The organism is Nocardia gipuzkoensis (assembly GCF_021183645.1).
Classification (GTDB): domain Bacteria; phylum Actinomycetota; class Actinomycetes; order Mycobacteriales; family Mycobacteriaceae; genus Nocardia; species Nocardia abscessus.
In genome coordinates this window covers 4,593,941-4,611,727 of record NZ_CP089225.1, presented here as the reverse complement: position 1 = coordinate 4,611,727, position 17,787 = coordinate 4,593,941, and the positions used below count along the sequence as shown (strand labels likewise).

18 protein-coding genes are annotated in these 17,787 nt (G+C 68.0%); 12 read left to right on the top strand and 6 right to left on the bottom strand.

Annotation, left to right across the window (positions count from 1 at the left end):
* Nucleotides 1-50 precede the first annotated feature (50 nt).
* Nucleotides 51-836, bottom strand: coding sequence for a histidinol-phosphatase (gene hisN / locus LTT66_RS20850; protein ID WP_233060256.1), 786 nt, complete (start codon nucleotides 834-836; stop codon nucleotides 51-53).
* A gap of 115 nt (nucleotides 837-951) precedes the next feature.
* Nucleotides 952-1,548 (bottom strand): NADPH-dependent FMN reductase, encoded by a 597-nt coding sequence (locus LTT66_RS20845; RefSeq protein ID WP_233060254.1) that lies wholly within the window; start codon nucleotides 1,546-1,548, stop codon nucleotides 952-954.
* Nucleotides 1,549-1,690: 142 nt separating this feature from the next.
* Between LTT66_RS20845 and LTT66_RS20840 the strand changes: the two genes are divergently transcribed.
* The 6 genes from LTT66_RS20840 to ftsX all read left to right on the top strand — a co-directional run bounded on the left by LTT66_RS20840 (nucleotide 1,691) and on the right by ftsX (nucleotide 6,775).
* Nucleotides 1,691-2,551, top strand: a complete 861-nt coding sequence (locus tag LTT66_RS20840; protein ID WP_233060252.1) for a helix-turn-helix transcriptional regulator — start codon at nucleotides 1,691-1,693, stop codon at nucleotides 2,549-2,551.
* A 426-nt stretch (nucleotides 2,552-2,977) separates the two neighbouring features.
* A complete protein-coding gene (gene prfB / locus LTT66_RS20835) occupies nucleotides 2,978-4,093 on the top strand; it encodes a peptide chain release factor 2 (protein ID WP_181719757.1) in 1,116 nt (371 codons plus the stop codon).
* Nucleotides 4,094-4,954 carry a mechanosensitive ion channel family protein gene (locus LTT66_RS20830; RefSeq protein WP_195096630.1) on the top strand — a complete coding sequence of 287 codons (861 nt, stop codon included), beginning with the start codon at nucleotides 4,094-4,096 and terminating at the stop codon, nucleotides 4,952-4,954.
* 16 nt (nucleotides 4,955-4,970) lie between these two features.
* A complete protein-coding gene (locus tag LTT66_RS37105; protein WP_267468508.1) occupies nucleotides 4,971-5,096 on the top strand; it encodes a hypothetical protein in 126 nt (41 codons plus the stop codon).
* 84 nt (nucleotides 5,097-5,180) lie between these two features.
* Nucleotides 5,181-5,870 (top strand): cell division ATP-binding protein FtsE, encoded by a 690-nt coding sequence (ftsE, locus tag LTT66_RS20825; protein ID WP_043696231.1) that lies wholly within the window; start codon nucleotides 5,181-5,183, stop codon nucleotides 5,868-5,870.
* Nucleotides 5,870-6,775 carry a permease-like cell division protein FtsX gene (gene ftsX, locus LTT66_RS20820; RefSeq protein ID WP_181719759.1) on the top strand — a complete coding sequence of 302 codons (906 nt, stop codon included), beginning with the start codon at nucleotides 5,870-5,872 and terminating at the stop codon, nucleotides 6,773-6,775. The genes ftsE and ftsX overlap by 1 nt, the downstream gene beginning before the upstream one ends.
* A 73-nt stretch (nucleotides 6,776-6,848) precedes the next feature.
* Here ftsX and LTT66_RS20815 read toward each other — a convergent pair whose 3' ends face one another.
* Nucleotides 6,849-7,547, bottom strand: a complete 699-nt coding sequence (locus LTT66_RS20815) for a Uma2 family endonuclease (RefSeq protein ID WP_233060251.1) — start codon at nucleotides 7,545-7,547, stop codon at nucleotides 6,849-6,851.
* A 231-nt stretch (nucleotides 7,548-7,778) separates the two neighbouring features.
* On the opposite strand from LTT66_RS20815, the gene LTT66_RS20810 reads away from it, so the two are divergent.
* Nucleotides 7,779-9,173, top strand: coding sequence for an acyl-CoA dehydrogenase family protein (locus LTT66_RS20810; protein WP_408638655.1), 1,395 nt, complete (start codon nucleotides 7,779-7,781; stop codon nucleotides 9,171-9,173).
* Between the two features lie 33 nt (nucleotides 9,174-9,206).
* A complete protein-coding gene (locus LTT66_RS20805) occupies nucleotides 9,207-10,430 on the top strand; it encodes an acyl-CoA dehydrogenase family protein (RefSeq protein ID WP_233060249.1) in 1,224 nt (407 codons plus the stop codon).
* A 465-nt stretch (nucleotides 10,431-10,895) separates the two neighbouring features.
* Here LTT66_RS20805 and LTT66_RS20800 read toward each other — a convergent pair whose 3' ends face one another.
* Entirely contained in the window at nucleotides 10,896-11,807 is a 912-nt protein-coding gene (locus tag LTT66_RS20800) for a phosphatidylinositol mannoside acyltransferase (protein WP_233060248.1), read from the bottom strand.
* The gene (locus tag LTT66_RS20795) at nucleotides 11,807-11,974 is read right to left on the bottom strand and encodes a hypothetical protein (protein ID WP_233060247.1); all 168 of its coding nucleotides are present in this window, start codon (nucleotides 11,972-11,974) and stop codon (nucleotides 11,807-11,809) included. Before LTT66_RS20795 ends, LTT66_RS20800 begins: the two co-directional genes overlap by 1 nt.
* Before the next feature lie 309 nt (nucleotides 11,975-12,283).
* Between LTT66_RS20795 and LTT66_RS20790 the strand changes: the two genes are divergently transcribed.
* Complete coding sequence (locus LTT66_RS20790) at nucleotides 12,284-12,856, top strand: hypothetical protein (RefSeq protein ID WP_233060246.1); 573 nt, start codon at nucleotides 12,284-12,286, stop codon at nucleotides 12,854-12,856.
* Between the two features lie 85 nt (nucleotides 12,857-12,941).
* A complete protein-coding gene (locus LTT66_RS20785; protein WP_181719766.1) occupies nucleotides 12,942-13,442 on the top strand; it encodes an ArsR/SmtB family transcription factor in 501 nt (166 codons plus the stop codon).
* Here the strand turns inward: LTT66_RS20785 and LTT66_RS20780 are convergent.
* Nucleotides 13,410-14,009 carry a carboxymuconolactone decarboxylase family protein gene (locus LTT66_RS20780; RefSeq protein ID WP_233060245.1) on the bottom strand — a complete coding sequence of 200 codons (600 nt, stop codon included), beginning with the start codon at nucleotides 14,007-14,009 and terminating at the stop codon, nucleotides 13,410-13,412. The genes LTT66_RS20785 and LTT66_RS20780 overlap by 33 nt on opposite strands.
* A gap of 252 nt (nucleotides 14,010-14,261) precedes the next feature.
* Here LTT66_RS20780 and LTT66_RS20775 point away from each other — a divergent pair, with 252 nt between their 5' ends.
* The gene (locus LTT66_RS20775) at nucleotides 14,262-15,887 is read left to right on the top strand and encodes an acyl-CoA synthetase (RefSeq protein WP_195064782.1); all 1,626 of its coding nucleotides are present in this window, start codon (nucleotides 14,262-14,264) and stop codon (nucleotides 15,885-15,887) included.
* A 176-nt stretch (nucleotides 15,888-16,063) separates the two neighbouring features.
* Nucleotides 16,064-17,722: an acyl-CoA synthetase gene (locus LTT66_RS20770; RefSeq protein ID WP_233060244.1), complete on the top strand. Its 1,659-nt coding sequence runs from the start codon at nucleotides 16,064-16,066 to the stop codon at nucleotides 17,720-17,722.
* Nucleotides 17,723-17,787: the final 65 nt, after the last annotated feature.

Here is a 17,787-nt window from a genome sequence, read left to right as displayed (position 1 = left end):
CCGCGACCATGCCGTCTCGGGTCCGAGCACGGCGGCGTGAAATGGGGCGGTCAACCGCGCAGGCGGTCGAGAACCTCGTCGTGCAGCAGGCTGTTGGTGGCGATCGCGTCGCCGCCGTGTGGACCGGGCTTACCGTCCAGCGAGGAGAAACGACCGCCCGCTTCCCGGACGAGGATGTCCAGGGCGGCCAGATCCCACAGGGAGACCTCCGGTTCGGTGGCGATGTCGACCGCGCCTTCGGCGAGCAGGCAGTAATTGAAGAAATCGCCGTAGCCACGCACGCGCCACACGTCGTCGGTCAGGGCGAGGAAATGCTCCCGCAACCCGCGCTCGCGCCAGCCGGACAGGCTGGAGAACGCCAGGCTGGCCGAGCCGAGTTCGCCGACGGCGGAGACGGAGATCTGTTCGGCCGCTCCCTTTTCGAAGCTCGTCCAGGCGCCCGACCCCGCGGCCGCCCACCAGCGCCGGACCAGCGCGGGCGCGCTCACCACGCCGACGACCGGTTCGCCGTCTTCCAGCAGCGCGATCAGCGTCGCCCAGATGGGCACTCCCCGCACGAAGTTCTTCGTGCCGTCGATCGGGTCCACCACCCACTGCCTTCCGCTGAATTCGGCGGCGCCGCCGAATTCCTCGCCCAGTACCGCGTCGTCCGGCCGGGCCTCGGACAGCACCTGCCGGATCGCCCGCTCCACGGCCAGGTCGGCGTCCGACACCGGCGTCAGATCCGGCTTCGCGTCGACCTTCAGGTCCAGCGCACCGAAGCGCGCCCGGGTGATCGCGTCGGCGGCATCGGCCAGCCGCAGGGCCAGTTCGAGATCGGAGGAGTACACAGCCACGCCCCGCACCCTATCGGCCCGCCCGGTCACGCCCCCTTTCCGTCCCGGCTGGGCGAAGGACACAGCCGAGTGAGCACGATCAGCTGCCCTCGCTCGGCGACAGCGTCCCCAGCGCCTACCCCACGGTCTCCAACGACCGGGCCGCGGCCAACGCGCTCGCCCACCAGTGCAGCTGATCGAGCAGCGTCGTCGCGGCAGCCGCGGGCTCTTCGGGCTCCAGCAACGTTCCCTCGTCGTCGAAGAGCAGGTAGTAGCGCGGGAAAGACACATAGTCGCGCACCGTATGCGCGTTGAGTTCGTTGAAGATCTGCCGCAGGTGCTCGATGGCGAGCAAGCCGCCGGAGGCCCCGCTGTAGCCGACGAAGCCGATCGCCTTCGCGTTCCACTGGGTGAAATGCCAGTCGATGGCGGCCTTGAGCGAGGCGGGGACGCTGCGGTTGTAATCCGGCGTGACGATGACGAACGCGTCGGCCGCGTCCAACCGACGGGTGAGTTCCGCCATGCCCTCCGGGCGCGGCGGATTCGGATCGAGCGCCGGGGGCACCGCGGGCAGGTCGAGCGGAAGGTGCGCCTCGGCCAGATCGATGACGTCCACCTCGAACGAACCGTGCCGCCGCGCCTGTTCGGTGAACCACGACGCGACGACCGGTCCGAAGCGTCCCTCCCGGACGCTGCCGATGATCACCGCGAGCTTCAGTGGGGTGTTGGACATGTCGCATCTCCTCGGATCACAGAACGACCCGGGCGGGCCGCGGAACCCACACTGCTTTGCGGCACGCAGGGCAGGGAGACCGCCGTAAGAGTGGTAGTGCCAGGGACACCCTCGCGACGTCGGGCCTTGTTAGGTTCGACGGGTGAGCGACAACGAACTCGGGCTCTTCCTGCGCACCCGCCGTGAAGCGGTGACGCCCGCTCAGGTCGGCCTGCCCGCCGGTCCACGGCGGCGCACCCCCGGGTTGCGCCGCGCCGAACTGGCTACCCTCGCCGGGGTGAGCGTGGAGTACGTCACTCGCCTCGAGCAAGGTCGCGACCGGCATCCTTCGCCCCCGGTGCTGTCCGCGCTCGCCGACGCGCTGCGGCTGAGCCCCGCCGAGCGCGTCCATCTGCACCGGTTGAGCAAGTCGGTGGACAGCGGGTTCACCTGTATGGGCGACGCGCAGCCGCTGCGTGAGGTGCGGCCGACCGTGCGCGCGATCCTGGATCGACTCGAACCCGCGCCCGCCGTGGTGGTCAACCGCCTCACCGAAGTTCTCGCCTACACCGACGGCTACTACCGGCTGATGGCGCCGACCGGGCTCTTCGACGGACCCCATACCCCGGCGAACCTGGCGCGTTTCGTCTTCTGCCTGCCCGGTGCCCGGAACCTCTACGCGGACTGGGAGCACGTGGCCGACGAGACGGTCGCCACGTTGAAGCAGGGCCCGTTCCGCGCCGACCCGCACATCGCCGCCCTCGCCGACGAGCTCACCGTCACGGTGGGCCCGGCGTTCGCCGACCGGGTCGACACGGTGCCCAGCTTGGCCGCCGCCACCGGTATCAACCGCCTCGTCCATCCCGAGGCCGGTTCTCTGCGCCTGGCCTACGAGTTACTCGAACTCTCCGCCGACGACGACCAGCGGGTGATCGTCTACCTGCCTGCCGACGACGCCACCGCCGCCGCCCTCGACGCCCTCAACGGACGCCGCCCGGGCGGACTGCACGCGGTCTCGGGCTGACCGGGCGAACCGTCCTCGGCGACAGACCGCGCGAACGAACCACACCTCGAACACGGAGCACGAACGCCTTCGCCAGCGTGGACGAAGTGGAGTTCGACACACCGCGCGCGCCACACCGAACCCGCCGGTCGGGCAGCACAACGGAACGGGCGCGGCAGGCGCCGAGCCGGCGAAGCGCCGATCGCCTCGGCTGCGAATTCCAAACAGCAACTGCGCCAAGCGCGGTCGCCGTTTAGGGTAGGAACCCATGAGGCGTCCGTCACAGCGCACCGGCCAGGGGCCGGGTAGGGACCGAGTGCGTGACGTCCCGGCGATCACCCCGTCCGGCCCTCGAACGACGGCGCCCACCCGTGGTGACGCCGTCCCCGGCCACCCGGCGCGCACTCGTGTGCTGCCGCCGCAGAGGGGCAGCTAGGCTTGACAATCGTGCATCCTGACGTTTCCGCTGATCTCGCCGAACTCGACGCCACCCTGAAGACGGTCGAATCGGTGCTCGACATCGACGAGTTGCGCCGTCGTATCGACGAGCTCGAGCATCAGGCCGCCGACCCCGACCTGTGGAACGACCAGGACCACGCTCAGCAGGTCACCAGTGAGCTGTCCCACGCCCAAGGCGAATTGCGCCGGGTGGAGGAGCTGCGCCAGCGGCTCGACGACCTGCCGGTGCTCTACGAACTGGCGGAGGGCGAAGAGGGCGAGGCCAGGGCCGCCGCGCTCGCCGAGGCCGACGCCGAGCGCGTCGCGCTGCACAGCGACGTGGAGGCGATGGAGGTCCGCACGCTGCTGTCGGGCGAGTACGACAAGCGCGACGCGCTGGTGAACATCCGCTCCGGCGCCGGTGGCGTGGACGCCGCCGACTGGGCCGAGATGCTGATGCGCATGTACATCCGCTGGGCCGACCGGCACAAGTACGGGGTCGAGGTCTACGACACCTCCTACGCCGAAGAAGCGGGCATCAAGAGCGCCACCTTCGCGGTGAAGACGCCCTACGCCTACGGCACGCTGTCGGTCGAGATGGGCACGCACCGGCTGGTGCGGATCAGCCCGTTCGACAACCAGGGCCGCCGCCAGACCTCCTTCGCCGAAGTCGAGGTGCTACCCGTGGTCGAGACCACCGACCATATCGAGATCCCGGAGACGGAGATCCGCGTCGACGTGTACCGCTCCTCCGGCCCGGGCGGCCAGAGCGTCAACACGACCGACTCCGCGGTCCGCATCACCCACCTGCCCACCGGGATCGTGGTCACCTGTCAGAACGAGAAGTCCCAACTCCAGAACAAGATCTCGGCCATGCGGGTGCTGCAGGCCAAGCTCCTGGAGCGCAAGCGGCAGGAAGAGCGCGCCGAGATGGACGCGCTGAAGACCAACGAGGGTGCGTCCTGGGGCAATCAGATGCGCTCCTACGTGCTGCATCCGTACCAGATGGTCAAGGACCTGCGGACGAACTACGAGGTCAACAATCCCTCCGCGGTGCTCGACGGGGACATCGACGGGTTCATCGAGTCGGGTATCCGCTGGAGAATGCGAGAGCAGGCGAACTAAATGAATGTCGCGGGAATCCAGGCTATCGCGTCCACCGGTTTCACCACCTGGCTACGCGGTTCCGGCCTGGAGATCGTGCTGCTCATTCTCGGGGCCGTCCTGTTCAGCCGATTCGCCACCTATGTCAGGGATCGGATCACTCGCAAGATCGACGCCGGATTCCGCAGCAGTGACGCACTGGTGCGCACCGAGGCGGCCAAGCACCGCCACGCGTTGGCGCAGGTGATCACCTGGGTGGTGCTGACCATCGTCTACGTGCTGATCACCATGGAGGTGCTGCGGCGGCTCGGCTTCGCCGTCACCGGGTTGGTCGCGCCCGCCGCGGTGCTCGGCGCCGCGCTCGGTTTCGGCGCGCAGCGCATCGTGCAGGACATCCTCGCCGGGTTCTTCCTGATCGCCGAGCGGCAGTACGGGTTCGGCGATGTGGTCCGCATCGCGGTGACTGGAGCCGCGGAGCAGGCGGAGGGTACGGTCGAGGACGTCACGCTGCGGATCACCACGCTGCGCAACGCGGACGGTGAAGTGATCACGGTGCCCAATGGCCAGATCGTGAAGGTCACGAACCTGTCGAAGGACTGGGCACGTGCCGCGATCGACGTACCGGTGGCCGCGAGCGCTGACATCACCAGGGTCAACGAGATCCTGCACGAGGTGGGTACAAAGGCGTACGAAGACGCTCGGCTGAAGCCTTTGTTGCTCGATGAGCCCACCGTCATGGGTGTGGAAGACCTCACCGTCGACCAGATGAACATCCGAATGGTTGCCCGGACGTTGCCGGGTAAACAGTTCGAAGTCGGACGCGAGCTGCGGGTGCGAGTCGCCGCGGCGCTGCGCCGGGAGGGAATCAGTGAGACCACGTAGATCCACGGCGATCCTGATGGCAACCTGGGTCGCCACGTTCGTGCTGTACGTATTCGTCAAACCCGATGAAACGAGCATCGCGCCGGCCACCCTGGTGAATGCTGTTCCCGCAGCGGTGTTCACCGAAGCGCCCGCCCGCTGAGCCCGGCGGGCCGAGCCGCCGCCGCGCTGTCACCCATGGTTGACGACGCAGGCCGCATCCGGTTGCTGGTTACACTGGCTCCCCGTGATCACCATGCGGAACGTGACCAAGTCGTACAAGACCTCGACGCGACCCGCGCTGGACAACATCACCGTCGATGTGGGCAAGGGCGAGTTCGTCTTCATCATCGGACCGTCCGGCTCGGGTAAGTCGACCTTCATGCGGTTGCTGCTCAAGGAGGAGACGCCCACGGCGGGCGAGATCAGAGTCGCCGATTACCGGGTCGACCGGTTACCCGGTCGCAAGGTACCCAAGTTGCGCCAGCGCATCGGGTGCGTCTTCCAGGACTTCCGGCTGTTGCAGCAGAAGACCGTGTACCAGAACGTCGCGTTCGCGCTGGAGGTGATCGGCAAGCGGCGCCAGTTCATCGACCGCACCGTCCCCGAGGTGCTCGACATGGTCGGCCTCGGCGGCAAGGCCGACCGGCTGCCCACCGAGCTTTCCGGTGGTGAGCAGCAGCGAGTGGCGATCGCGCGGGCGTTCGTGAACCGGCCGCTGGTGCTGCTGGCCGACGAACCGACCGGCAACCTCGATCCCGACACCAGCGGCGACATCATGATGCTGCTGGAGCGGATCAACCGCATCGGCACCACGGTGGTGATGGCCACCCACGACAACCACATCGTCGACGCGATGCGCAGGCGGGTGGTGGAGCTCGATCACGGACGCCTGGTGCGTGACGAGGCGACGGGCGTGTACGGGGTGGGCCGGTAATGCGCGCGAGCTTCCTGTTCGGCGAGGTCTTCGCGGGCCTGCGCCGCAACGTCACGATGACCATCGCGATGATCCTGACCACCGCGGTCTCGCTCACCATGCTCGGCGGCGGCCTGCTGGCGGTGCGTATCGCGGACAAGACCGAGCAGTACTTCCTCGACAGGCTGGAGGTGCGGCTGTACCTCACCGAGGACGTCTCGGCCAACGACCCGGACTGCTCGCAGGACCCGTGCCGCGCGCTCATGGCCGATCTGAAAGCCACCAGCGGCGTGGAGGCGGTCCAGTTCCTCAACCGGGAGGAGGCGGTCCGGGAGGCCAAGGAGAAGACCTTCAAGGACCAGCCCGAACTGGCCAAGTACGTCAGCGAGACGCCGTTGCCCGCCTCGCTGCGCGTGAAGATGGAGAACGCGGAGCTCTACCCCACCATCTACGAGAAGTTCTACGACCGCCCCGGCGTCGGCATGGTGCGCAACGACAAGGACATCGTGGACCGGCTGGTCAGCCTGTTCGACGGGTTGCGCAACGCGGCGTTCGGCTTGGCCGTGCTGCAAGCGCTGGCCGCGGTGATGCTGATCGCGAACATGGTGCAGATCGCCGCGTTCACCCGCCGCACCGAGGTCGGCATCATGCGGCTGGTCGGCGCGACCCGCTGGTATACCCAGTTGCCGTTCCTGCTCGAGGCCGTGGCCGCCGCGCTGGCCGGTTCGTTGCTCGCGATGATCGGCCTGCTCATCGCCCGCCCGCTGGTGATCGACCGCGCCCTCGGCGACCTGTTCGCCAGCAAGGTGTTCCCGCGTATCACCGGCGACGACATCGCGATGACCGCGCTGGTCATCGCCCCGGTCGGCATCGTCTTCGCGGCCATCACGGCCTACGCGACGCTGCGCTACTACGTCCGCGAGTGATCGCCCGAGCCGGTGGCCGCCGAGCCACCGGCTCGACCGCGGGCAGCTGAGCCCGCTTCGGGCGGCCCCGGGCTCACAGCACCAGGTCGGTCAGTTGATCCCAGTCGAGTTGGATGCGAATCGGCAGGTCGACGGCGAAGCCGGTCTGCGGCTTCAGCACGCGGGCGAGGCGGTAATGGCCCACGCTGTGGTCGAGGCCGTAGGTCTCGATGGATGTCACGTCGGTATCCGACACACTGACCAGCCAGTACCAGGGAATCCCTGCGGCGGCGTACTCACCCATTTTCTCGAGCCGGTCCGTTTTCACATGGCTGGGCGAGATCACTTCGACAGCGATCTTCAGGTGCCGTGCGGGCATCGGCCGGAGATCGGCCGGTACGCACTCGAACAGCGCGATGTCAGGACGTCGGATCGTCGCACGAGGCACTTCCCACAGCACTACATCGAAATCGTGATTGGCGTCCAGACAAGCCGAAGGGTCTTCGGCCATGTACTCCCGAGCCGCCACCTCCAGCATCGCCAATAGCCGGTGGACGGCTTTTTGGTGCGCCCGTGTCGGTGATTCACAACGGACCGCGTCTCCGTTCACCACTTCCACCAAGCGGCAGAACTCGTCGGGAAGTTCGCGCCAGATGTCGACTGTGATCGGCTCGGGCTGGACGTTGTCCGGCCGAGCCCAGTCGAAGATCGCTGACATGCGTCGGATTGTAGTCACGACTACGTCTTCAGCCGCTGGAGCCGAGCCGCTGCGCAGTACCGCTACCCCGCCCATACCTTCTGCACCGGATCGCGCGCGGATAGTGCGGCAGACCTGGCGACAGCGGTAACCCGGGGGCAGACGACGGCCGACCATCGACTGCCCAACTTTGGGCACTCGTCCAGCAAAGCGCGGATTCCTTGCGTATTCTTCCCCTCGACGCCGTTCTTACTCAGCAGTAAGATAGCCTTACTCCGGAGTAAGATAGCTGGGGACAGACCGCACCGAACCCATCCGAGAAAACAGGTGATGATGAGCACTCGAGACAGCGCAACGAAGCGACGTCCAGACACGTCCGCGGTCGGCCTGAACCAACCCAAGCGGGATTGGATGGGCGCGGCGATGCGGGTCATGACGACTCTCACCGGGTCGGAACTCGCCGAGAAGTACAACCTGCGCAAGCCGATCGAGCGCGTCACCTACGAGGGCACCAAGACCGGCTTCCGCACGCTCGGCGCCGCGACGCGCGCCTTCGCCAAGGTCGCGGGCAGCGGTGCGCCGAAGCGCCTGGCCGCCAACGAGGCGAAGAACAAGGACTACTTCGACCTGACGCCGACCGACGAACAACAGATGATCGTCGAGACGGTGAAGGAATTCGCCGCCGAGATCCTGCGCCCGGCCGCCTACGAGGCCGACAACGCCGCCAAGGCGCCGCGCGACCTGCTCGAGCGCGCCGCCGAACTCGGCATCACCCTGATCAACGTCCCCGAGGAACTCGAGGGTGCGGCCTCCGAGCGCGGCGCGGTGACCAACGCACTGGTCGCCGAGGCGCTCGCGCACGGCGACATGGGTCTCGCCCTGCCCATCCTGGCGCCCAGCGGCGTCGCGGTCGCCCTCGCGCAGTGGGGCAGCGACGCGCAGCAGAAGACCTACCTGCCCTCCTTCACCGGGGAGAACGTGCCGCAGGCCTCGGTCGTGATCAGCGAGCCGCGTGCGCTGTTCGACCCGTTCGCGCTGGACACCAAGGCGGTGCGCTCACCGAGCGGCTACCGCCTCTCGGGTGTGAAGAGCCTGGTCCCCGCCGCGGCCGACGCCGAGCTGTTCTTGGTCGCCGCCGAACTCGACGGACGTCCGGCACTGTTCATCATCGAGTCGGACGCACCGGGCCTGGTCGTGGAGGCCGACCCGAGCATGGGTCTGCGCGCCGCAGGCCTGGGCAGGCTGATCCTGGACAACGTCGCGGTCGGCGCCGATGCCATCCTGGGCGACGGTGACGCCACGACCCGTGTAGAGGAGTACGCCGACGCCGTGCGCCTGGCCCGTCTCGGCTGGGCTTCGCTCGCCGCGGGCACCGGCCAGGCCGTGCTGGACTACGTGATCCCGTACGTGAACGAGCGGGAAGCGTTCGGCGAGCCGATCTCGCACCGCCAGGCGGTGGCGTTCATGGTCGCCAACATCGCGATCGAACTCGACGGCCTGCGGCTGGTCACCCTGCGCGGCGCTTCCCGCGCGGAGCAGGGCCTGTCGTTCGGCCGGGAGGCGGCGCTGGCCCGCAAACTCGCCACCGACAAGGGCATGCAGATCGGCCTCGACGGCGTGCAGCTGCTCGGCGGTCACGGCTTCACCAAGGAACACCCGGTCGAGCGCTGGTACCGCGACCTGCGGGCCATCGGCATCGCCGAAGGTGTCGTGCTCATCTAACCGGCCCGTTCCGTTTTCCAGGAGAACTCCCCCATGATCAACCTCGAACTCCCCAAGAAGCTGCGGGCCAGCGCGAATCAGGCGCATCAGGTCGCGCAGGAGATCTTCCGCCCGATCTCGCGCAAGTACGACCTCGGCGAGCACGACTACCCGGTCGAGCTGGACACCATGGCCGCGATGGTCGAGGGTTTGGCCGACTCCGGCACCCAGAAGATCGGCGGCGCCGCCGGTGGCCGTTCCGACGACAGCGACAGCCACGCCACCGAGCTGCTCGGAAACACCAACGGCGGCAATATGTCCGCGCTGCTGAACGCGCTGGAGACATCGTGGGGCGACGTCGGCCTCATGCTGTCGATCCCCTACCAGGGCCTGGGCAACGCGGCCATCGCCGCCGTCGCCACCGACGAGCAACTGCAGCGCTTCGGCAAGGTGTGGGCCTCGATGGCGATCACCGAGCCGTCCTTCGGCTCCGACTCCGCCGCCGTGTCCACCACCGCCGTGCTCGACGGCGACGAGTGGGTGCTCAACGGCGAGAAGATCTTCGTCACCGCGGGCCAGCGCTCGACCCACATCGTGGTGTGGGCGACGGTGGACAAGAGCCTCGGCCGCGCGGCGATCAAGTCGTTCGTCGTGCCGCGCGACGCTCCCGGCCTCTCGGTGGCGCGGCTCGAGCACAAGCTCGGCATCAAGGCCTCCGACACCGCCGTGCTGCTGTTGCAGGACTGCCGGATTCCGAAGGACAACATCCTCGGCAGCCCGGAAGTCAACGTAGAGAAGGGTTTCGCCGGGGTCATGCAGACCTTCGACAACACCCGTCCGCTCGTCGCCGCGATGGCGATCGGCGTCGCCCGCGCCGCGCTGGAAGAGCTGCGCTCGATCCTGACCGCCGCGGGCGTGGAGATCTCCTACGACAGCCCGGCCAACAACCAGCACGCCGCCGCCGCCGAATTCCTGCGGATGGAAGCCGATTACGAGGCCGCCTACCTGCTCGCCCTGCGCGCCGCGTGGATGGCCGACAACAAGAAGCCCAACTCGCTCGAGGCGTCCATGTCCAAGGCGAAGGCGGGCCGCACCGGCACCGACGTCACCCTGAAGTCCGTCGAACTGGCCGGCGCCATCGGCTACTCGCAGCGCACCCTGCTGGAGAAGTGGGGCCGCGACTCGAAGATCCTCGACATCTTCGAAGGCACCCAGCAGATCCAGCAGCTCATCGTGGCGCGCCGCATCCTCGGCAAGACCAGCGCCGAGCTGAAGTGACCTGGTAGACAACGGAAACCGGTGCGAGTCCACTCATCGACTCGCACCGGTTTTTTTCGTGTCCGAAGATCGGCTCATCGGTCTACAGCTCGCTCAGGCCGCCTGTCGGCCGTCCGGGGATGCTTCCAGCTCAGCCTGGCCTGTCCTGACTCAGCTCGACGCCTTCGAACCGGTCCCGCTACTGGAGTGGATCGGTACGTGATCCCACCCAGTCGCTCAGCTCCGGCACCCGGATCGGCGATCGACAGCTCCACAACTCGGCGGTAGGCCAGCGGACAACTTCAGCCGCCCAACATTTTTGGTGTCCCCGCCGCTATAGACCTCGAACCGAATGGTCCGTAGCCTTCGCACCCATGTGGAGCATCGTGCTTATCTCGATTGTCAGTTGTGTTGTGATTGCCGCTGGATTCGCGTGGGGGCTGCCCGGCGACTGAGGATGGGCCCGTCGCACGCATTCCACGCGGTTCAGTGCGCTGCGTTCCGGTTGCGGCGAGCGAGCTGGGCAGCGGTGAGATCGGCCGTCCAGAGGGGCTGGAGCATGTGCCAGTCGGCGGGGTGCGCGGCGATACCGGCGGCGAATCGGTCGGCCAGCGCCTGGGTGGTATCGCGCACGCCACCGCTGGTGTCGAGGGGGGAATCGACGTGGAACCCCCACCCGTCGGGCGTGTACCAGCAGTGCACGGGAAGCAGTGGTGCTCCCGTGTCGATCGCCAGCCGCGCGGGCCCGGCAGGCAGCCGTGCCGGTTCCCCGAAGAAGGTGACCGGTACGCCCGTGCCGGACAAGTCGCGTTCACCCAGCAGACCGACGATCCGCCCCTGTCGAATCCGGGTGACCAGCTGCGCGAACGGCGGCGTCTCGGTACCGGTGAGGGGAATGATCTCGAATCCCAAGCGTTCGCGGAAGCGGACGAAGCGCTGGAACAACGATTCCGGGGCGAGCCGCTCCGCGACGACAGTTGGCGAGCCCACGCGTTGCACCAGCCACACCCCCGCCAAGTCCCAGTTCCCGCTGTGCGGCAGGGCGAGTACGGCACCGGTACCGCGTTCGACCGCCTGGTGGATGTGCTCGAGCCCGGTGGCCGAGGACTCGATGGTGTCGGCCAGTCGCACCGGGTCCATCGATGGAAGCCGAAAGGCTTCGCGCCAGTAGCGGGCATAGGAGCGCAGGCTCGCACGGACGAGTGTCTGTGGCACCGCCTCCGGCGCGGTGCCCAGTACCCGAGACAGGTTGCGGCGCAACTGGTTCGGCCCGCCGTCCCGGGCGGCGCGTTCGGCTCCGGTGTCGAACAGGCGCACGGCCAGCGGTTCGGGCAGGGCGCGTACCAGCCGCCAGCCGGCGGCGTAACCCAGGTCCCATACCCGGCCGGCCGGAGGCACTACTCGCCGCCGGACTCGGCCGACCCCGCTTCGTCGGTCGCCACGGAAGGCGCTGCCGCGACGATGTCGCTGAATACGGGCAGCCGGACCGCTCCGACTACCGGCGCGCTGACCTCGGCGGGCTCACTCGGATGACTGAACAAGGGTGCCCGGTTACTTCGATGCATTTCTGGATTCTCCGCTCACTCGCGATCGATGACGCCCAAATGGGTGGCATACCGCCATACGCGGTCACCAACGCCGCGGATTCGGCGGTCGCCTCGAAAACCCACACTACCTTGGCCAGAACATACGGAACGGTTTTATCGAAGATGTGCCCGCAACGCCGCTGCGTCGATGAGTCAATGACACGATCTCGCCATTCGGCGCTCGCCCCTGGACAGGGCCCGCACCGACCGGGCAGCCTATCGCCCTGAGTCGCTGGATCGACAAGTCAGCAAACGTATTTCACTCTTTTCGCCGCCTCCGCGGTGTTCGTGGCGCCTTTCGCCGGGCCCGCCGCCGCACAGCCCGCCACGGTGGACTGGACCGTCTCCGCCCAGAAATTACGCGCCGCCGCGGCCGGGAATCCGGCGGCCGAGCAGGCGATCGACCGGTTGATCGCCTCCGGTCAGCTCACCGAGGCCGGGCTGGTGGCCTTGCCCGCGCAGCCGTTCCAGATTCCGGCGCAGTCGGATATCGGCCGCGGTGAGGGGCCTGGTGTGTACGGGTCCGGTATCGCGTTGGGTGTAGACGGATTCCGGATCGGGTTCTTCGGCGGGCCGGGCACCATCTCGCCGAATCAGGGCGGCGCCAAGCTCGAGGTGCTGTGGATCAACCTCGCCAACGGGCGCAGCGGCACCGAACTGCTCTACGAGCACAACGACGTTCCGGTGGACACCAGCATCCGCACCCGCGCACTCGACACCGGCGCGGGACCGGTGGTCGCCGCGGTGTACGGATCGCTGTGGCATCGCTGGTCGGTACCCGTGAGCGACGTGAACCCGGACGGGTACGCCTACCGGCTGGGCACGATCTCGGTGCCGTCGTTCGGCGCCGTCTACAACTGAGCGCGAAGGCTCCGGCTTCCCGCCGCCACGGGGGCTGGAGCCTTCGGTTTGTCGGACCTCACGTAGATCCGTAGCTTTTGCTTTCGTGAGCCTGGAAGACCGAGTCGCCGAGTTGGAGCGGCGGCTCAGCGCGCTGGAAGAGAACCTACGGCCGGAGAACCTCCCGGCGGACACCGAGCAGTGGGCGGTGACCCGCCTGCAGGACGAGTTCGCGGCGGCCGACGAGCCCAACGGCGGGGTCGTCTTCGCCGGGTCGGTCCGGCTGCCCAACGATCAGCAACGCGAATGGCAGGCCCGGTTCACCACCGGCGACCTCATCGAGGACGACTGGGCCGAGACCGCGGAATGTCTTGCCGCGCTGGGCAGCCCGGTCCGGCTGCGCCTGCTGCGCGAGATCATGGGCGGGCGCAGAACCGCGGCGGAACTGGCCGGGGTGGACGGTGTCGGCACCTCCGGCCAGATCTATCACCACCTGCGTCAGCTGGCCGCGGTCGGCTGGCTGCACACCGCGGGCCAGGGGCGGTTCGAGGTCCCCGCCGCCCGGGTGGTTCCGCTACTGGTCGCCCTGGCCAGCGCCCGGCGCTGAGCCGGGCGCCGCCGCGGCGACGTAACCGCCGGTCGCGAGCAGGCCACCGATCTGCTCGTAGGTCGCCCGCTCCCGGGGCGCGACCGTCGCCAGACCGTCGACGTAGCGGTTGAACATGCAGAAGGCGGCCGCGACCAGTACCGCGTCGTGGATGTCCTCGTCCTTGGCGCCGGCGGCACGCGCGTTCTCGACGTCTTCCGGCGTGACGTCGAGCCCCGACCGACGCACCTTGTCCGCGATCCTCAGCAGCGCGCGGAGTTTCGGATCGATGGCGGCGGACTCCACGTCCTCGATGACCGCGTCGATCAGCTCACGACCGCCCTCCACCAGCGCCGCCGCGGTCGCGGCGTGCGACTGCGTGCAGAAGTAGGTCTTGTTGCGCGACGACACGTAGGCGGCGATGGTTTCCCGCTCCCCCGGCGTGAGCGGCGAAGTCCCGCGCAGCAGAGTCTGTGCGAATTCGCTCAGCGCCGTGCCGGTTTCGGGTTTGAAAGCGAACAGCCCCCGGATGCCGGGCAGATCGCCGGGAATGTCGATGAACGGTGCACGATCCGTCGGATCGGACATTGGCCGCGTCTCCCTTCGAGCGGTCTTCGAGACGTTGCGAGGTTATCCCTACCGGCCGGTAACTGCGGGCAAAAAAGCCGAATCGGACCGAGAATCGCCCCCCACCTGCGGCGGACGCAACCCAACCGAGACGGATTTGTCCGTTTTAGTTGTGACCTGTCACACTCCGCACTGCTACGGTGGCAAGTCAACACGCCGTACCGGTTCGCTAGGTCGAGGACCGACGCGAGGGTTTTGTGGAGGTTATGCGACATGAACTTGGCCCACACGCTGGAGGCCGTGAAGGCGCTAGGGGTGCTGCGCAGCCGGGGAGTTTCCGATCCCAGGAAGCCGCTGGAGACGCTGCGCACGATGAAGGAGTCGCGCATCTACGGCCCCCAGGCGACGCTGATCCGGCACTCCGCGCGGGTGGCCCCGGACGCGCCGGGCATCGTGGACGAGGCAGGTCCGCTGACCTATCGCGAGCTGGACGACCGGTCCACGGCGATCGCACGCGGATTGCAGGCGGCGGGCATCACCGAGGGAATGGTGATCGGCGTCCTCGCGCGCGATCACCGCGGCCTCATCCTGTCCATGGCCGCCGCGGGCAAGCTCGGCGTGCGGGTGGCGCTGATGAACACCGGGTTCGCCAAGCCGCAGTTCGCCGAGGTGTGCGAGCGCGAGAAGGTCAAGGCGGTGCTGCACGACAGCGAGTTCCTCGGCCTGCTCGACGCACTGCCCGCCGACCTGCCGCGCTACCTCACCTGGGTCGATGAGGGCACCGCACTGCCCGGCGGCGCGCAGACGCTCGACGACCTGGTCGCCGCCAACTCCACCGATCCGCTGCCCGCGCCGAGCAAGCCCGGCGGCTTCATCATCCTCACCAGCGGCACCACCGGCCTGCCGAAGGGCGCGCCGCGCACCAAGGTCACGCCGCTGTCCACGGCGCAGCTGGTCGACCGCATCCCGTTCCCGCAGCGCGGCACCCAGGTGATCGTCTCGCCGATCTTCCACAGCACCGGTCTGGCCACCTGGTTGGTCGGGGCGGCCCTGTCCAACAAGGTGGTGGTGCGCCGCCGGTTCGACGCCGAGGCGACGCTCGCCCTGATCGCCGAGCACAAGGCCGACATGCTGGTGGCGGTGCCCACGATGCTGCACCGGATGGTGGAGCTCGATCCGGCGATCCGGGCGAAATACGACACGTCCTCGCTGAAGGCGATCGTGCTGGCCGGTTCGGCGCTGTCCCCCGAACTCACCATCAAGGCCACCGAGGCGTTCGGTCCGGTGCTCTACAACCTGTACGGCTCGACCGAGTGCGCCGTCGCGACCGTGGGCACCCCGGAGGACCTCGCCCTCGCACCCGGCACCGTCGGGCGCGCGCCGATCACCTGCGAGGTGCGGCTCTACGACGACAACGACCAGCGCGTCACCGCCATCAACACCACGGGCCGGATCTTCATCCGCAGCGGCGCGCCGTTCGAGGGGTACACCGACGGCAGGCACAAGCAGATCATCGACGGCTACATGTCCAGCGGCGACGTCGGCCATTTCGATGAGAACGGCCTGCTGATGGTGGACGGCCGGGACGACGACATGATCGTCTCCGGCGGCGAGAACGTCTTCCCGCAGGAGGTGGAGAACCTGCTGCTGGAACGGCCCGACATCTTCGACGTCGCCGTGGTCGGCGTGGACGACGTGGAGTTCGGAAAGCGGTTGCGCGCCTTCGTCGTCCCGGAGCCGGGCCACTCGCCGGACGGCGAGGAGATCAAGGCGTACGTCAAGAACACCCTGGCGCGCTACAAGGTGCCGCGCGAGGTGGTCTTCCTCGACGACCTGCCGCGCAACGCGACCGGCAAGCTGCTGCGCCGCGTGCTGGTGGACTACGAGGTCCAGGCCTGATCGACGGGCGGGGTGAGTGACGCGCTCACCCCGCTACCAGCGGGTAGCTTGCGCTGAGATACGTGACACATCCGGTTACAGGAGCTTGCTAGTGTAAGCACCAGCACTGGCACTCGAAATTGCGGTTCGCACCACTCGGAGGATCACCGGGTGGCACCGTCGGAAGGTTGTCGTCGATGTCTCTTTCCCTCCCCGCGCTGGGTGGCACCGCTCGCAAGGCGGGCGATCTTGCCCTCGGCGTGAACGTGATGGTCAAGCGGCGGCTGTTCAATCCGCTGCGCCCCGACCATGCGGCGCGCTCGGCGTTCAACGTCTTGAAGTTCGGACCGTTCGCCGGTGTCGTCATGCACGCCGCGCAGACCAGGCCGGAGGCCGCGGCGATCGTCGACGAACGCGGGGAGCTGACCTTCGGTCAGCTCAACGAGCAGTCCAACGCCCTGGCCCGCGGCTTGCAGAGCAAGGGCATCAATCCCGGTGACGTGGTGGCGATCCTGGCGCGCGATCACCGCGGCATGGTGCTGAGCCTGCTGGCCACCGGCAAGCTCGGCGTGCGCGGGGTGCTGATGAACACCGGGTTCGCCAAGCCGCAGTTCGCCGACGTGGCCGAGCGCGAGCACGTCAAGGCGGTGCTGCACGACAGCGAATTCATCGACCTGATGAGCGCCATCCCCGCCACGATCCCGCGCATCCTGACCTGGGTGGACGAGAAGGACAACGCCGACCCTGCCATCGCGACCATCGACTCGCTGATCGCCGGGCAGTCCGATGCCGCGCTGCCCACCCCCGCCAAGCCGGGCGGCATGATCATCCTGACCAGCGGCACCACCGGCACCCCGAAGGGCGCGCCGCGCGACCGGGTGAGCCCGTTCGCCTCCGCGCAGTTCATCGACCGGGTGCCGCTGCCCAACGGCGGCACCATGATCATGGCGGCGCCGATCTTCCACGGCACCGGCCTGTCCCAGTTCACCCTCGGTCTCGCGCTGGGCAACCGGGTGATCTTCCAGCAGCGCCGCTTCGACCCCGAGCTGACGCTGGCGAATATCGCGAAGTACCGGGCTGATTCGCTGGTCGTGGTGCCCACCATGCTGCAACGCATCCTCGACCTCGGCGACGACGTGCTGGCGAAGTACGACGTCAGCAGCATCAAGGTGATCTTCGCGGCGGGCTCGGCCATCGCGCCGGACGTGGTGACCCGCACGCTGGACCACTTCAACGACAGCCTCTACAACCTCTACGGCTCCACCGAGTGCGCCGTCATGACGGTCGCGACCCCCGAGGACCTGCGCAAGGCGCCGACCACGGCGGGCAAGGCTCCGGTCGGCATCCGGATCGTGCTGCTGGACGAGAACCGCAAGCCGATCACCGAACCGAACGTCACCGGAACCATCTTCGTGGACAACGGCTTCGCCTTCACCGGCTACACCGACGGCCGCACCAAGGAAGTCGTCGACGGCATGATGTCCAGCGGCGACGTGGGGCATTTCGACGAAGACGGCCTGCTCTACATCGACGGCCGCGACGACGACATGATCGTCTCCGGCGGCGAGAACGTCTTCCCGCTCGAGGTGGAGAATCTCATCGCGGGCCGCGACGACATCTTCGAAGCCGCGGTGGTCGGCGTGGACGACCGCGAGTTCGGCAAACGGCTGCGCGCGTTCGTCGTTCCGGGTCCCGATTCCAAGCGCGACCCGCAGGAGATCAAGGACTACGTCAAGGCGAACCTGGCCCGCTACAAGGTCCCGCGCGAGGTCGTCTTCCTGGACGAGCTGCCCCGCAACGCGACCGGCAAGCTGCTGCGCAAGCCGCTGATCGAGATGGAGGTCGACGCGGGCTGATCGGCGCGCGTCCGGGGTCTGCCGCGCGGTGCGCCCGCCGCCCGCCCGGCAGACCCAGTTACTTC

What these genes read in the sequence shown, in the direction of transcription:
- LTT66_RS20845 (WP_233060254.1), bottom strand. Translation starts at nt 1,548, where the DNA reads ATGTCCAACACCCCACTGAAGCTCGCGGTGATCATCGGCAGCGTCCGG.
- LTT66_RS20830 (WP_195096630.1), top strand. Translation starts at nt 4,094, where the DNA reads ATGAATGTCGCGGGAATCCAGGCTATCGCGTCCACCGGTTTCACCACC.
- LTT66_RS37105 (WP_267468508.1), top strand. Translation starts at nt 4,971, where the DNA reads ATGGCAACCTGGGTCGCCACGTTCGTGCTGTACGTATTCGTCAAACCC.
- ftsX (WP_181719759.1), top strand. Translation starts at nt 5,870, where the DNA reads ATGCGCGCGAGCTTCCTGTTCGGCGAGGTCTTCGCGGGCCTGCGCCGC.
- LTT66_RS20815 (WP_233060251.1), bottom strand. Translation starts at nt 7,547, where the DNA reads ATGGGCGGGGTAGCGGTACTGCGCAGCGGCTCGGCTCCAGCGGCTGAA.
- LTT66_RS20805 (WP_233060249.1), top strand. Translation starts at nt 9,207, where the DNA reads ATGATCAACCTCGAACTCCCCAAGAAGCTGCGGGCCAGCGCGAATCAG.
- LTT66_RS20795 (WP_233060247.1), bottom strand. Translation starts at nt 11,974, where the DNA reads ATGCATCGAAGTAACCGGGCACCCTTGTTCAGTCATCCGAGTGAGCCC.
- LTT66_RS20780 (WP_233060245.1), bottom strand. Translation starts at nt 14,009, where the DNA reads ATGTCCGATCCGACGGATCGTGCACCGTTCATCGACATTCCCGGCGAT.
- LTT66_RS20775 (WP_195064782.1), top strand. Translation starts at nt 14,262, where the DNA reads ATGAACTTGGCCCACACGCTGGAGGCCGTGAAGGCGCTAGGGGTGCTG.
- LTT66_RS20770 (WP_233060244.1), top strand. Translation starts at nt 16,064, where the DNA reads ATGTCTCTTTCCCTCCCCGCGCTGGGTGGCACCGCTCGCAAGGCGGGC.